Genomic DNA, 14886 nt, shown 5'->3' on the forward strand with positions numbered 1-14886 from the left:
ACCGGGTTACCGTGCCCTCCCTCGCGGAGTGGTGCAAAGGTAGAAACTTTAACCTTACACTCCAACAGTTTTCTCCCTTTTTCCACCAAACAGAACGCAAAACACTGGAAACCTGAATGATATTTTTCACCTTCTTTAAACCTTTGGAAGATTGATAACCTATTTTTTAAACACCCAGTATTTCTGCATTAAAAAATTAAAACCAAGTGAAACAAGAATTTCGACTATAATTTTCGAATAATACGGATTCACTGAAAGATGATCGACCAAAAAGAATATACCTATTGATTTTAAAAATATGCTGCCTATAACAACCACAACAAATTTCCCCAATTGCTGACCAACAGGGGCGCTCGTGCTGTCAAAGGTCCAATACCGATTAATCGTAAAATTAACAACGGCTCCCAATGAGCCACTTATGATGTTTGATATATAGGCCGTAAAACCGAAGATCTGTATGCCAATGGTATAGATGGCGAAATCAAATAGTCCGCCTAGAAAAGCAGACACCTGCGCTTTCCCGAAGGAAAGAAAAAAGTCACGTATTTTTGCTTTACGCTTCTTTTTCATTTGTCACAATCTCTTTGTTTTTCTTTTCCTCCGAGTCTCTCTCATCTCCCATATCCAATAATTTCTTCGTATCCACGCAATTGATAACGAACAAAGAAATGCAAATAATAATTACAAGATAGTTAATGCTTCCGGCAAAAATGACTTCACATAGCAGTACTGCACATATAATCACCCGAATCTCCGTTGGACCCAATAGGCCTGCATCAATTGTATATTTATCCGTTATTCGGTAGCGTAATTGTGAAATAATCATCGCCCAACCGTACAACGCGACTAACGCAAAACCTGAATATTTAAAATCGCCCGTCGCATAAAACACATACCCCAACCCTATCATCACGGTACTGATCCAGTCCATGACAATATCCAATGCAAAGCCATACCATTTACGCGATTTATTACGATAATAAGCAATACGTCCATCTAATGAATCCCCAAACCATTGCACAAAAAAGCCCACAATCCCTAACAACAGCCAAGGCCGCGCTACATATTCGGCTAAGAGAAAACTTCCCAGTATCATAAATGACCCCAATAATCCGATAGCTGTCAAACCATCAGACGAAATCCAGTTAGGGATGCGTGGTACTAGATAAGAAATTAATTTTTGTTCTGAAGAACTTAACATATTTGTCCTCTTCCGGTCTTGGAAAAGCTTTTTATTTATTTTTTGACTCATAATACAGTCTTTAAAACCAATTGTTTTTTTTATACCAAAGTAGGCTATCCGCCAATCCACTATTTAAATCATATTGCGGATGGTATCCTAGCACTTGCTCAGCATATCTAATATCACAGCCCCAGTTCTCCGCAGTCAACTCCCCTAAACGCTCAGGATAAATCACAGGGGTTTTGGAAGAATTGCGATATAACCATTGCGAAATCTGCGCTACTGTTTTAACTATCGTATAGGGCACATGTACGCGAATAAGCTTTTTACGGAATGTTTTTTTAAAAATTTCTGCCATTTCGTATCGGGAATAAACACGACCGTCTGATATATTAAAAACAGCTAATCCCTTTTGTGGAGAAATACATGCCCGTAGTAAAACATCCACTAAATCCTTTACATATACAAAGGAAAGCTTTTGGGGAGCTTTTCCCACATACGCATCAAGTCCTTTATTCATCGTGTTAAATAGAATAAAAAGGTCTTTCTCGCGCGGACCGTACACCGCTGTGGGCCTGATAATGGTAATAGGCCTTTCAGCAAATTTAACACGGATCATCTTTTCGGCTTCCCGTTTACTACGTCCATACATAGTCACGGGTTTATAAGGTGTACGTTCCGTTATTGGCTCGTCGAGATAACCCACCGGCCCAACAGCAGCCAAGCTGCTTACAAATATAAAACGCACGGGCGGTTGCGACGCCTGAAAAGCAGCTTCCAACAATCGTTGTGTCATTCCCACATTCACCTCTATCATTTCCATTTCCGATTTTGCTTTTGTCATCGCTGCCGCATGTATAACATAATCGTAATTTTCGGAAGAGAATAATGCAGTTAATGAACTTGCCTGATTAAAGTCCGGATAAACAAATTTTTCGATAAACGGTTCGATATCGGCAACCTGACTGGATCGACGTATCGCGGCATGCACTTCGTAACCAGCTTCAAACGCCGCAGAAACTAAATGAAAGCCTACAAAACCACTCGCACCAGTTATTAAAATCTTTCTCTTCATATCGCTTTCTCGTACAGACGATAGCGCTTATAGAACTCGGCATTAATCTGTTCAATGGCGTGGTTCATCATATAGTTGTCGTCCAACATCCAGGAACATTCTGCGCCCTCAATCCCAGATGGAATTGCATTTTTTATAATACGGCCATAAAGGCAGGCCTCTATACCCAATTTTCGATATCCCTCTAATACTCCCAACATCAAAACCCGAATCATTTTGATCTTTTTCAAACCAAAAAGCAATTTGAATATACCAAACGGTAGTAATCTACCCTTTTTTATATGAATCAAAATTTCATTAATATTCGGAATCCCCAAAGCGAAACCGACGATCTCCTCTCCCCGCTCTGCTACAATACAGTATTTGGGATCTACAATCATCTTTAACTCTTTAGCGGTATAATCGAATTCTTCATCCGTCATCGGAACAAAGCCTAGATTTTTGTCCCAAGCTTTATTGTATACCGCTTTTATTTTCTTTGCTTCGCTCGCAAAATCTTTTAAATTAATCTGACGCAGGACGATGCCCGACCTCCGCAATCTTTCCTCTAATTTTTCTAATAAAAGTACTGAACGCTGATTAGCTGTTTCCGTGGTAACGAGATAGGCGCGTAAATCTACTTTTTTGCTATAGCCGGCGCACTCAATTAGGTCTATATAGTAGCGAGGGTTATAAGGCATCATCACCATGGGCGGTTTATCAAAGCCATCCACCAGAAGCCCACAGGTATCATTTGTGGTAAGATTAACAGGTCCTACGACGCGAGTCCCTCCTTTGGATTTCACCCATTCAGCAGCGGTATCAAGCAATTTATTCGCTACCGTCTGATCATTAATGGATTCAAAGAAACCGAACTGCCCTTCAGATACTTTATTAAAAGCATTGTGGTTTGTGTTCCATATCGCTAAAATACGCCCCACGATGTTCCCATCCTTATACGCAAGAAAAGGTTGTGCTGAGGAATGCTTGTAGAACGGATGTTTATGAGGAGAGAGTAAGTCCTGTTGTCCTAAAAACAATTCGGGCACATAATTTGGATCTTTGGCATACAAACCATGTGGCAAATCGATAAATTGAGCGATTTGCTTCTTTGTTTGAACAGGAATTATCTCTATCATTTCCTTAACTTATGAAAGATTCCACTTCCAATGTTTTGAACACTTTCGACATTTTGTCTACAGCTTCATCTATTTGTTCAAAGGTATGCGTTGCCATCAATGAAAAGCGTATAAGCGATTCTTCGGCAGGCACTGCCGGAGCAACAACAGGATTGACGAAAACACCGTTATCTTGAAGCATTTTCGTAACATAATATGTTTTGTCGTTGTTACGGATAAAAATTGGTAAGATTGGACTTTCGGTAAATCCTAAATCAAAACCTTGTTCAAGCAAGAGTCTTTTTGCATAATTCGTATTTGCCCACAATTTTTCGATATGTTCCGGCTCGGCCTGAATAATTTCCAATGCTTTTAATGTGGAAGCTACCGAGGCCGGTGTCATACTGGCACTGAACATTAATGAACGCGCGCGATGTTTTAGATACTCAATAGTATCTGCATCTGCAGCTACAAAGCCGCCTAAAGACGCCAAAGACTTACTGAATGTTCCCATGATTAAATCGACTTTGTCGGTCAATCCAAAATGAGAAGCTGTACCGGCTCCTCTCTCACCTATTACCCCTAAACTGTGTGCGTCATCACATAAAATCGCGGCATCATACTCATCGGCCACGGCAACTAATTCAGGAAGTTTGACAATATCACCTTCCATACTGAAAATGCCATCTGTCGCAATTAGCTTGAAGCTGTCTTCCGGAAGCCGAGCGATCTTAGAACGCAAATCATCCATGTCATTGTGCGCATATTTGATGACTTTAGAAAACGACAACCTACTTCCATCAATAATGGAGGCATGATTTCTTTCATCTAATAATATATAGTCATTACGCCCGGTCAGGCATGATAAAGGCCCCAAATTAGATTGAAACCCTGTACTGAATAATATTGCCGCTTCTTTACCTACATAGCTTGCTAATTTTTCTTCTAGTTCCACATGGATATCTAATGTTCCATTAAGAAAACGAGATCCCGCACAACCTGTACCATACTTTTCCAACGCATCCTGCGCGGCTTTTATGATTCTCTTATCTGTTGTCAAACCTAAATAAGAGTTTGATCCGAACATCAACACACGTTTGCCGTCAATCAGAACCTCCGTATCCTGTTTTGATTGAATAGGTCTAAAATAAGCGTAAAGATTATTAGACTTAATTGGCTCTAGTTCACTTTGTAGGAACTTAGATGTTCTTTCACTTAACTTTCCCTTACTCATGCTGTAGGTGTTTGTATTTTATGTGACATAATTTCTATAACGCAAGTTAATTTAACTTTTGACTTTTTTTAATCAATCGTCAAAAATAAATTAAAAAAACAAAAATACACAATTCCCCTTCCCAATCAAGCCGTTAACCATACTATGGTATTAATTCACAACCTTATAGGACTCATCTTGTATATTTACAGTCCAAAAAACCGGAGCAAACATACAAAATTCTCTCGATTCAATTCTATTTTAAAACCATATAAATATCATAAAATTAAATTATTGTTAAGATATTACCAACAGTTTATCACGAAAAGTTCGATAAACATACAAAATCATTATTTTTGCGTTTAAATCAAATTGAAATGGCAATATCGGCAAATATAAATATCAAGAATAAGCGTGCATCTTTTGAATATCATCTGTTGGATAAATATATAGCAGGGATCTGTCTGCTAGGAACCGAAATCAAGTCTATCCGACAAGGAAAAGCGAATATTAACGACAGCTTCTGCGCTTTTTTTGAGGATGGTTTATATCTCCGCAATATGCATATTGCCGAATATTCATTTGGCTCTTTCTACAACCACGAGGCGAAAAGGGACCGCCAGCTCTTGTTGACTAAAAAGGAACTGAAAAAGTTAAAGGAAAAGGGCGAGGAAAAGGGTTTCACCATCGTTCCGCTACGTATATTCATCAACGAAAGGGGCTATGCGAAAGTGGAAATAGCCTTAGCACAAGGTAAAAAAGATTTCGATAAACGGGAGACTATCAAAGAACGGGAAAGCAAAAGGGAACTCGACCGCGCGATGAAAAGGTAACGGTTCCCTTTTTTTACATGTTTGCATATTGTCCGGGGGTGATCCCCTCACGCTGCCTAAACAGACGGACAAAATAATTTACATCGGAAAAACCTGAAGAAAAACAAGCTTCTTTAACAGTACCGGATTGCTTCAATATCTTTTTAGCGTATGCCAGCCGCTCTCGTATAACAAACTCCATGGGGCTAATACCAAACTCTGCTTTAAAATTCCTCGAAAGCTTACTTTTGCTCATTCCAACATGTGCACAGAGCCTATCTACAGACAACCTCTCCGTCATGTTTTCTTTTATATATTGCTTCAGATAGGTAAAAATAGAATTATTTTTCGCTTTAGACTCTTCAAGCACCAAAAGTCCTTGCACTTGCATAATACGAATCAGCAGCTCTTTTAACGCCAGATCTGCCAAAGCTTCTTTGTGTATATCATTGCTTAACGTTATTTGAAAAAGCCGATTGGTTACACGTGCTAACTCATCATTGTTACTAAAATGAAATTTGTCTAATTGAAAAGACCAATTCGATTGGCATTCTTTTTTAGGATAAAATTCGTTCAGATAATCGACGACCTCCTTTATTTTATCTCCATCTACCGTAATGGCCGTACATTGCGTCGGCGCTTCTATATGGGCATCGGGAAAATCGATCAACATCTGTGTGTGTTCGGGTAACAAGAGCGTCTCTCCCGGATAATAATCGAACGAAACTTTGTCCTGAAGGTGCATCACCTTCTTCCCTTTTAGCATATTAATGATAACCACCTCACTAAATTGCAATGGGACCAACGCACTTGCTTCATACGTCTCAAAAATGTTGAGCTCGAAATTTGGTAACGTATAAGCTCTTCGGTTTTCCACTAAACTGTGACGTTCTTTCGCGCTGGAAAAAGGTAACATTTTCAGATGATGTCTTTGCTGCATCTAGCCTCCTATTGATTAATGGATTATACCAAACTTACATAAATCCACTTTTATATGCAATAGTTGCGGCATATATAAAATATTTCAAGTGAATTTCAGACACTTTTTGGCGAAAAAATGAACCTTTTTACGACCTATTTTAAACTGATTTCGAGCAAAAAACATCCTTTAAAATACCGCTAACACACTTTTTAAATGATATAATACCACAGAATCGAAAACCAAAACAGCTATCTCTTTTGCGAAAAGAGGTAGCTTGTCTGGTGGAGCAGGCAGCTCAATTATACTACTATTTGACAGAATAATGCTATCAAAAAAAGACCTTCATGAGTACATTTGTTTGGCTAACAAACCACGTTAAAAAGAAGATAACATGAGTACAATTAAACGACCCACGTTCAAAGAACGTTATGACAATTACATCGGCGGCAAGTTCGTCGCTCCCGTTTCAGGAAAATATTTTGACAACATTTCACCTGTGGACGGTAAAGTTTTCACACAAGTAGCACATTCCACTAAAGAAGATCTCGATTTGGCGGTGGATGCAGCAGCGAAGGCTTTCGTAAGCTGGAGTAAAACCTCCGCTACGGAGCGGAGTATTATTCTAAATAAGATTGCGGACCGTATGGAGGAAAATCTGGAATACCTCGCTGCCGTAGAAACGATTGACAATGGTAAGGCTGTCCGGGAAACTTTGAACGCCGATATACCGTTGGCTATTGATCATTTCCGTTATTTTGCAGGTGTCATCCGTGCAGAAGAGGGATCCGTAAACGAGCTTGACGCAAACACGGTATCACTTATTGTACACGAACCTATCGGTGTCGTAGCACAAATTATCCCCTGGAACTTTCCTATCTTAATGGCGGTTTGGAAACTCGCTCCGGCGTTAGCTGCTGGTTGTTCTGTTGTACTTAAACCTGCGGAAAGCACACCTACTTCCATTATGGTGCTTATGGAACTGATCGGCGATTTGATACCGGATGGTGTAGTGAATGTTGTCAATGGCTTTGGTTCGGAATTAGGACGTTCACTTGTTACCAATCCAAAAGTGGCAAAAGCTGCCTTTACCGGGTCTACGGCTACTGGACGTCTGGTAATGCAATATGCTACCGAAAACATTATTCCGGTTACGCTGGAATTAGGTGGTAAATCTCCCAATATCTTCTTCAGTTCGGTTATGGACGAAGACGATTCCTTTTTAGACAAAGCCGTCGAAGGTGCGGTACTGTTTGCCTTTAATCAAGGGGAGATTTGTACCTGTCCGTCCCGTTTATTAATTCAGGAGGATATTTATGATCGGTTTATTGCTAAAGTGATTGATCGCGTTAGCCAGATAAAAGTTGGTGATCCGTTAGACCCAACCACCATGATGGGGGCGCAGGCGTCTAAAATACAGCAAGACAAAATCTTGTCTTATCTTAAACTAGGAAAAGAAGAGGGTGCAGAAGTTTTGACGGGCGGTGATGCTAACAATGTTGGAAGCGGCTTTGAAGAGGGCTACTATATCCAACCTACTCTCTTTAAAGGACATAACAAGATGCGTATTTTCCAAGAAGAGATTTTTGGTCCCGTGCTTGCCGTAACGACATTCAAAGACGAGCAAGAAGCTATCGAAATTGCGAACGACACCTTATATGGCTTAGGTGCAGGCGTGTGGACAAGAGATGCTCACCAGCTTTATCAAATTCCACGTGCTATCAAAGCTGGACGTGTATGGGTGAACCAGTATCATGCTTATCCTGCAGGTGCACCATTTGGTGGTTACAAGCAATCCGGTATTGGTCGCGAGAACCACAAAATGATGCTGGCTCACTATCGCCAGGCAAAGAATATGCTGATTTCATACAGTAAGGAGAAGCTGGGTTTCTTTTAAGGTTAATCAAGTGAAAACGTTAGAAAGTTCACTTATCATAGCATTACTAAACAGCAGATGAAGATTGTTAGGGGATGCATTTGCTTCCCTAACATATCTTTTTATATCCACAAACCCCATATCGTCATGGTAAAACGATTAGATGTTACAGATAAAGCGAAAGAGCTGATTCACGAATTAGAAGAAAAACACGGCGAACTGATGTTCTATCAGGCCGGTGGTTGTTGCGAGGGTACACAACCACAATGTTTTGAAAAAGGTGGTTTTTTCCCCCGAATGAATGACGCCATGATTGGACTGGCAGAAGGGTTCGAGTTTTGGATAGACCGTGATTTATTTGAATACTGGAAGTATTCTCACTTCACATTGGACGTACTGGATGGGTTCGGTCCGGGTGGGTTCTCATTGGAAACACCGCTAGGGAAGACGTTTAAAGTCCACTATCGATTGTTCACCGAGGAAGAATTGAAAGATTTAGCGCCTGTTGTGCGTAGTGAATAGAGTTTGTTTAACGTCTCAGCAGCAGGACTCTACTCCAAATCCAATCCTTGCACAACCGGAATAGGCTGTTTGTTATCATCCAACGCCACAAAGGTAAACATCCCTTGGATAGCCAGTTCCCGACCCTCTTCATACATCTTTTCCAAAAAGACTTCTACTTTGACTTTGACACTTGTCCTTCCTACGCTATGTACACGTGCAATAGCCTCGATAATACTTCCATTTGGTATAGCTTTCTCAAAGTCAATCCGATCCGTTGAAACCGTTACCAGACGCTTGCGACAAAACCGCGTCGCCGCCATAAACGATACTTCGTCCATAATCGCCATGGCCTTCCCTCCAAATAACGTATCGTGATGATTTGTCAAAAAAGGGAACACGGTCGTACAGACCCGTGTTTCTGATTCTTCTATTCTTTCTTCTAATGTCATTGTATCAAGATAACTGATATCAAGTAGATTCCACATCAATTCCAATACCTTTCAACAATAACGATGCGTTGAAAATGGTACAGCGTCCATGTTTTAATTTATAATCAAAAAGCATCTCTCCTTCTTCTACACGAATATCGAAATGATAATTTTGCACCTTCCCTACATTTTCCTCTTCAAGTGACGCCAATTGCAAATCATGTGTAGCCACCATTCCTTTACCTTCCATTGCAATCAGTTTACGGATAATGGCTCGGGATCCCAGATATTTATCTACCGAGTTAGTTCCACGCAACATCTCATCAATAAGAAAAAAACTGTCTGTATTCTGTTTTACTGTGTCTAATATAAACTTCATCCTATCCAATTCTGCTTTAAAAGTAGATGTACTTTCATTTAAAGAATCTCTGATCCGCATATACGAGATAAGGTTATATATAGGCAATTTAAATGTAGCGGCACATGTTACAGCTCCTGCGTATGCCAAAACCGCATTAATACCAATGGTTCGAAGAAAGGTACTCTTGCCTGCCATATTCGATCCCGTAATCAGAGCAATATGATGATGCTCATTACGATAGTCATTCGCTACAGATTGCGCTACCGGAATTAACGGATGCGCAATTTCCACTGCCAAAATTTTGTCTTCCGCCGTACTGCTTAATAATTCGGGAGTCGTCCAAGAAGGATGGTTGCGCTTTAATATCGCCAATGAGTTTAGTGCTTCAAATTCCGCAATAACATCAAATGCTTCCAGAATATCTGCTTCGTACTTCGATTTCCACTGCACAATCTTCATCACGTATTTAAAATCCCACAGCAAAATAATATTGAGGATTGCGCCCATGAGCATATTATTTCGTGCATCTAGATTGTTGATAAGTTTTGACAGTTCCCGAAAGGCATCAGACAGTGGCATCCCTTCAACGCCTAATTGTTGTTGCAGCCGTTGATTTTCTGTCGCAACAAATACTTTCGTTTCTATCAAGGCCAATCCTTCCGCATAGGCTGCCAAAATTTGCCCTACTTTATCTATCCTACTGGAAAACAAACCTACTTTGCCCGCCAATCCTAATGTCCAAAACAAATGTATTAATCCCAATAACAACAATCCCGTCCATATAGGTGTCACAAACAGCGAAAATAACACACCCGCAAGTAAGATAAAAGGAGCGGCAGGTACGTACAAGCGCATAAATGCATTACCAAATGCTAAACTAGATCCCTCAAAATAACGCAACAAAAAGGTTTTCACTTCTATTTTCTGATAGACATTGAACAAGAGCCTAGACTGGAAGTTTTGACTCCAGTCTAAATCTTCGGCTATCTCCGCTATTGCTCTTTGCCTGTCTTCTATTTCCTGCTTCGTAGACGCATGTTTTAACCAATTGGCTAATTTAACTATGCCTAAAGCCGTCGCACACCGATTGACCAATGAAAACAAAGAAAATTGGCCGAAAACATCTAAATCTGATGTATAAGGATGGCGACCATCTTCAAAATTTGCACCGTCGCTATAAAGTGTCTGACGGGTATCCCGCAACGTTATTTCATTTTCATTAACCTTTAAAAAAGCCTCTGCCTCGGCATGTTGTTTTTCCAACTTACTCTGCCGTCGTATTAGAAACGCAAACAGGAATACTATGGCCAAAACAGCTAATAATAACAACGAAAGATTTTCCTGTTGAACCAGATAAAATAATAAACCTCCGCCTCCGATTATGACAAATAAACGGGCAAAACTATTTTGATTTATCGATTTATGCAGACGCTGAATTTCTTCCTTCGCCCTTTGAATACGCTCTTGATATTTATTATAGATCATTCTTATTAATACTTCTTACCATTCTACCAAGCTTGGTCTCCTACTAATGGAACAAAACGGAATGTATCCAGTTCTATACGTTCAAAGTCATTTTCCCCTACACGCAGAATAGTGACCATTTTCTGAGATTTCTCATCCCCTACCGGAATAACCAACAGCCCTCCGTATTTCAATTGTTTTAACATGACTTCGGGTACAAATGGGGCTCCTGCAGTAACAATAATTTTATCATACGGGGCATGTTCCGGGACACCTCGAGAACCGTCCCCTAAAAAAAAATGGGGGGTATATCCCATATAAGGTAGCACTTGAATGGTTCGACGGTATAAATTTTCCTGGCGCTCAATGGTGTATACATCCGCTCCTAATTCCATCAAAATACAAGTTTGATATCCCGATCCTGTCCCAATTTCCAATATTTTATCTCCTTTTTTGACATGGAGCAATTCGGATTGATAAGCAACTGTATACGGTTGCGAGATGGTTTGACCGTCACCTATGGGAAACGCAATATCTCGATAGGCCTGATTCCAGAAGGTTTCATCAAAGAAAAAATGACGAGGCACTTTTCCGATAGCCTGCAATACACGCTTATCCTCTATTCCTCGCTTTTCCAAATGTTTTACGAGTTGTTTTCTCGCGCCTCTTTCCCGGTAGTTGTCTACAAACTTATAAGCCATTATACCCCAAAAATACCATTGTTAATAGACATTTCGTGTATTAAAGTGCAAAATGTTTAAGTTCAATACGATAAAAAAACGTAGTTTCGTTATATTCGCAGCATAACCGTTTCTAAATATATTGGATAAATTGAGATAAAACATATTAAATTAAAAACCATGAGGAAATCCTTTCTTTTATTATTCACCGTATTCATACAGTTGGTCACTATTGCGCAAGTGTCACCTAAAGACGACGATGTCATCAAAATTTTAGCCATAGGCAATAGCTTCTCAGAAGATGGCATTGAGAATTACTTGCATGATTTAGGATCAAACACAGGAAAAAAGATGGTCATCGGTAATCTTTATATTGGTGGTGCACCCTTGTCCTTACACGTAACGAACGCTAATGAAAACGCGGAGAAATACCAGTACCGCAAAACTGGGCTTGACGGTAAAAAGATGACAACAAAGGATGTCAGTATCTCACAAGCACTAAGTGATGAAAACTGGGATTATATAAGTTTCCAACAGGCTAGTCCACTTTCTGGCAAGTACGATGTTGTTATGAAGAGCCTACCCGAGCTTGTCAGCTATGTAAGAGCAAAAGTAAGTCCCGAAACACAATTTGTTTATCATCAGACTTGGGCTTATCAACATGATTCGGACCATAAAGGTTTCGCAAACTATGATCGTGACCAGTTGACAATGTACAAGGCGATTGCTGATGTCTCCAAGAAAGTATCTAAACTAGGTGATTTTAAATATATTATTCCTGCCGGTACGGCGATTCAGAATGCACGAACGAGCTCTATGGGTGATACCTTCACCCGTGATGGTTATCATCTACAATTAGATTATGGTCGTTTTACTGCCGCATGTACATGGTATGAAAAAATCTTTGGTGAAGATGTCCGTAAAAACTCTTATAAGCCAGAGAAAGTAACGGAATTACAAGCAAAAATAGCGAAAGAAGCAGCTCATAAAGCGATCAAGAAACCGTATAAGGTTTCTAAAGTTAAATTGTGAGAATGTATCTAAAAGCTGGTAATTGCCAGCTTTTAGACACGTATCCTTAAGATCAATCAACCACGGACAAGGAATCCAGGATCTTTTTTACAGATTGTTCAAAATCAAGAAGTCCGTTACGTTCTTTATTGATAAAGTCGTTATCTTTCAAATGGCCAACGACTTCTTCCATTTCTTCATAGGAATCATAGACCATTTGCTTAAATGGGTTTTGATAATCTTTAGAACGCGAACCTTCGATCTCCGTAAAAATCCAGCGGCGGGTTTCCAGCGCTTCTTCCATCAGTTCCTTCATAAATTGATCATCCCAAAATGACAGATTTCTATCTGTAACCTCCGCCAACGAAGCAATGGCATGGTTAAACTTGTCTTCTATATATACATCACTCCAAGCATGATAACGAGCGTGTGCATCCTTCCACGACGAAATCTTGTTATTGCGAATATCCGTTAATAAGGTATCCAGTTTTGTTTTTGGCACCAACTGCCCGCCGATGTTTTCAAACAAACTGCGTGTCGTTGGAATGGAAGAGATAAGTGTCTGCAAATCGGCAAGTGAAGATTTTTCCAAAAAAGTGATTATCTCCGTCACAGCATAATAGCGAATCATTCGCTGATACGTCAGATAGGCTTCTTTGGGTTTGGCCAATACCACCTTTCTTCTGGAAAACTCCACGTTGTCCAACAAAATATCTTTTCCTGCGAGCTGCTCATCAGACAATAATATACGCTTGCCCAAGTCTTGTAGGTCTGACGCCGTGTTTTCATCACTATAAGCTTTGCCGACAGCCTTTTCAATTTCTGCGAGTGCATCAAACATTTCATTCACCGTGTCTGGTGCCAATACGTCATACTCGATATATTGATTTTTGAATTTTCTTTTGTCGCGGGATTGGAACTTCGATGTATTACGCATCATGGCGTACATATTATATAAAAACCAATACGCTGGCAATACAATCAAACGATTGGTGTCCACTTCATTACTTACCAAACAGAAAGGAAAACGGATATTCAATTCATGCAGAAAATCTCCTTTTACGATCAGTGTATACGATGCAAAACGAGAATTATGTTTTAGGCTGACGCATAGACCTGGCCAAAACCCACGTCCGGCAATGATTTCACCATCCGCTGCTCTGGAATTATGGTTAGATCCTACGGTAGCACCTGCCGCCATATTACTCTGCCCTTTCACTAGCGCTGCGCAAAGGAACGAATTGTTGTGATGTTGTTCGTGTGCCGGAAAAATCAATGAATTTAAAACCTCACAGCAGGAAATAGTGGAATTATCTCCTAAAAAGGAATTAATCAACCGGGCACCATATTTTAGTTGGGAATTGGAGGACAAGATAAAACGAACAGCCTTAACTCCGTAGAAGATACGACACCCATACCCGATAATACCATTTACCAGTTCACACCCCTCTCCTATTTGTGTATACGATTCTGCCGACGAATTAACAGTTAGGTTCTTCAGCTTATTTACTCCCTTTACATAAGCATGTGAACCCATTTTTATATCTTTAATAGTATGGGTATTCTTGACCACAGAATGATGACCAATCTCACTATAAAAACCATGATGTGGCGAAAACTGTGTTTCCATCATTTCTTGAAAACGGCCTTGCAATTCCTGATCATCTCTATAGCGGGACCACAAATAAACATCACCTGCCTGCATTCCATCAAAAGGTAATACGGAACGACCTCCATTTTCATTACAGAGCTCGAGGCGAATCCGACGTTCTTCGACATCATCCGTTTTTAGAATACCATTCCCAAATTTGGCGCTACTGCTGGTTTCCATTTCACTGATATTGGCTAACATCACTTCGTCACCAATAATAAAATGAGCCATATAACGCACATTATGAATAGCTACAACGCTTCCAAAATCACTACTGACAATGGTAGAATTATAAATGCCGCAAGGCAAACGGAGATCTCGAAAATTGAGATAGACATCGTCCATATCGCCTATACGGACAAGTCCGTAAAATTTGGAATGTTGAATTTGCTCGGGAATAAACTTATCGGTGACCAAAACATGACTCCAATTATTGGAATAGTTATCATTTCTGACCAGAATTTTAATTTCTTCCTGTGTCAGATTTCGGAACTTCCCATTATCAGGGAACTGTTGATTACGAAAATAATATTCGTCACCATGTTGCAGGTAGGCTTCAGGAATAAAATGGTATCCTAAATCAGCCAGTTTTTCTTTTATTATCTTTGACAT

The 14886-nt window shown here is 40.0% G+C and carries 14 protein-coding genes; 4 read left to right on the forward strand and 10 right to left on the reverse strand.

Annotated elements, in window-relative coordinates; genetic code table 11:
- Positions 1–159: 159 nt before the first annotated feature.
- The 5 genes from H8B21_RS17760 to spt are packed head-to-tail and all read right to left on the reverse strand — an operon-like array spanning position 160 to position 4589.
- Positions 160–570, reverse strand: a complete 411-nt coding sequence (locus H8B21_RS17760) for a GtrA family protein (RefSeq protein ID WP_190315206.1) — start codon at positions 568–570, stop codon at positions 160–162.
- Positions 554–1252, reverse strand: coding sequence for a CDP-alcohol phosphatidyltransferase family protein (locus tag H8B21_RS17765; RefSeq protein WP_190315207.1), 699 nt, complete (start codon positions 1250–1252; stop codon positions 554–556). The genes H8B21_RS17760 and H8B21_RS17765 overlap by 17 nt, the downstream gene beginning before the upstream one ends.
- Before the next feature lie 10 nt (positions 1253–1262).
- Positions 1263–2258, reverse strand: a complete 996-nt coding sequence (locus tag H8B21_RS17770) for an NAD-dependent epimerase/dehydratase family protein (protein WP_190315208.1) — start codon at positions 2256–2258, stop codon at positions 1263–1265.
- The gene (locus tag H8B21_RS17775; RefSeq protein ID WP_190315209.1) at positions 2255–3376 is read right to left on the reverse strand and encodes a hypothetical protein; all 1122 of its coding nucleotides are present in this window, start codon (positions 3374–3376) and stop codon (positions 2255–2257) included. Before H8B21_RS17775 ends, H8B21_RS17770 begins: the two co-directional genes overlap by 4 nt.
- Positions 3377–3380: 4 nt before the next feature.
- The gene (gene spt / locus H8B21_RS17780) at positions 3381–4589 is read right to left on the reverse strand and encodes a serine palmitoyltransferase (protein ID WP_190315210.1); all 1209 of its coding nucleotides are present in this window, start codon (positions 4587–4589) and stop codon (positions 3381–3383) included.
- 356 nt (positions 4590–4945) lie between these two features.
- Between spt and smpB the strand changes: the two genes are divergently transcribed.
- Positions 4946–5401 (forward strand): SsrA-binding protein SmpB, encoded by a 456-nt coding sequence (smpB, locus tag H8B21_RS17785; RefSeq protein WP_190315211.1) that lies wholly within the window; start codon positions 4946–4948, stop codon positions 5399–5401.
- A gap of 13 nt (positions 5402–5414) precedes the next feature.
- On the opposite strand, the gene H8B21_RS17790 is transcribed toward smpB, so the two are convergent.
- Positions 5415–6320: an AraC family transcriptional regulator gene (locus H8B21_RS17790; RefSeq protein WP_190315212.1), complete on the reverse strand. Its 906-nt coding sequence runs from the start codon at positions 6318–6320 to the stop codon at positions 5415–5417.
- A 373-nt stretch (positions 6321–6693) separates the two neighbouring features.
- Here H8B21_RS17790 and H8B21_RS17795 point away from each other — a divergent pair, with 373 nt between their 5' ends.
- Positions 6694–8196 (forward strand): aldehyde dehydrogenase family protein, encoded by a 1503-nt coding sequence (locus H8B21_RS17795; RefSeq protein WP_190315213.1) that lies wholly within the window; start codon positions 6694–6696, stop codon positions 8194–8196.
- 126 nt (positions 8197–8322) lie between these two features.
- Positions 8323–8697, forward strand: coding sequence for a DUF779 domain-containing protein (locus H8B21_RS17800; protein WP_190315214.1), 375 nt, complete (start codon positions 8323–8325; stop codon positions 8695–8697).
- Between the two features lie 29 nt (positions 8698–8726).
- On the opposite strand, the gene H8B21_RS17805 is transcribed toward H8B21_RS17800, so the two are convergent.
- Genes H8B21_RS17805 through H8B21_RS17815 form a run of 3 tightly spaced genes read right to left on the reverse strand, consistent with a single transcriptional unit; the run spans position 8727 to position 11633 of the window.
- A complete protein-coding gene (locus H8B21_RS17805; protein WP_190315417.1) occupies positions 8727–9128 on the reverse strand; it encodes an acyl-CoA thioesterase in 402 nt (133 codons plus the stop codon).
- Positions 9129–9147: 19 nt separating this feature from the next.
- Complete coding sequence (locus tag H8B21_RS17810; RefSeq protein ID WP_190315215.1) at positions 9148–10953, reverse strand: MutS-related protein; 1806 nt, start codon at positions 10951–10953, stop codon at positions 9148–9150.
- 23 nt (positions 10954–10976) lie between these two features.
- Positions 10977–11633, reverse strand: coding sequence for a protein-L-isoaspartate(D-aspartate) O-methyltransferase (locus H8B21_RS17815; RefSeq protein ID WP_190315216.1), 657 nt, complete (start codon positions 11631–11633; stop codon positions 10977–10979).
- 159 nt (positions 11634–11792) lie between these two features.
- On the opposite strand from H8B21_RS17815, the gene H8B21_RS17820 reads away from it, so the two are divergent.
- Positions 11793–12644, forward strand: a complete 852-nt coding sequence (locus H8B21_RS17820; protein WP_190315217.1) for a DUF4886 domain-containing protein — start codon at positions 11793–11795, stop codon at positions 12642–12644.
- A 52-nt stretch (positions 12645–12696) separates the two neighbouring features.
- Here the strand turns inward: H8B21_RS17820 and H8B21_RS17825 are convergent, their stop codons facing one another.
- A complete protein-coding gene (locus H8B21_RS17825) occupies positions 12697–14886 on the reverse strand; it encodes a DUF4954 family protein (protein WP_190315218.1) in 2190 nt (729 codons plus the stop codon).

The sequence above is a fragment of the Sphingobacterium chuzhouense genome, from assembly GCF_014692525.1.
GTDB classification, from domain to species: Bacteria; Bacteroidota; Bacteroidia; order Sphingobacteriales; family Sphingobacteriaceae; genus Sphingobacterium; species Sphingobacterium chuzhouense.

Coding starts and splice junctions, on each gene's coding strand:
- H8B21_RS17820 (WP_190315217.1), top strand. CDS start 11,793: ATGAGGAAATCCTTTCTTTTATTATTCACCGTATTCATACAGTTGGTC.
- H8B21_RS17795 (WP_190315213.1), top strand. CDS start 6,694: ATGAGTACAATTAAACGACCCACGTTCAAAGAACGTTATGACAATTAC.
- H8B21_RS17775 (WP_190315209.1), bottom strand. CDS start 3,376: ATGATAGAGATAATTCCTGTTCAAACAAAGAAGCAAATCGCTCAATTT.
- H8B21_RS17810 (WP_190315215.1), bottom strand. CDS start 10,953: ATGATCTATAATAAATATCAAGAGCGTATTCAAAGGGCGAAGGAAGAA.
- H8B21_RS17825 (WP_190315218.1), bottom strand. CDS start 14,886: ATGTCAAAGATAATAAAAGAAAAACTGGCTGATTTAGGATACCATTTT.
- H8B21_RS17790 (WP_190315212.1), bottom strand. CDS start 6,320: ATGCAGCAAAGACATCATCTGAAAATGTTACCTTTTTCCAGCGCGAAA.
- spt (WP_190315210.1), bottom strand. CDS start 4,589: ATGAGTAAGGGAAAGTTAAGTGAAAGAACATCTAAGTTCCTACAAAGT.
- smpB (WP_190315211.1), top strand. CDS start 4,946: ATGGCAATATCGGCAAATATAAATATCAAGAATAAGCGTGCATCTTTT.
- H8B21_RS17770 (WP_190315208.1), bottom strand. CDS start 2,258: ATGAAGAGAAAGATTTTAATAACTGGTGCGAGTGGTTTTGTAGGCTTT.
- H8B21_RS17805 (WP_190315417.1), bottom strand. CDS start 9,128: ATGACATTAGAAGAAAGAATAGAAGAATCAGAAACACGGGTCTGTACG.
- H8B21_RS17800 (WP_190315214.1), top strand. CDS start 8,323: ATGGTAAAACGATTAGATGTTACAGATAAAGCGAAAGAGCTGATTCAC.
- H8B21_RS17765 (WP_190315207.1), bottom strand. CDS start 1,252: ATGAGTCAAAAAATAAATAAAAAGCTTTTCCAAGACCGGAAGAGGACA.
- H8B21_RS17815 (WP_190315216.1), bottom strand. CDS start 11,633: ATGGCTTATAAGTTTGTAGACAACTACCGGGAAAGAGGCGCGAGAAAA.
- H8B21_RS17760 (WP_190315206.1), bottom strand. CDS start 570: ATGAAAAAGAAGCGTAAAGCAAAAATACGTGACTTTTTTCTTTCCTTC.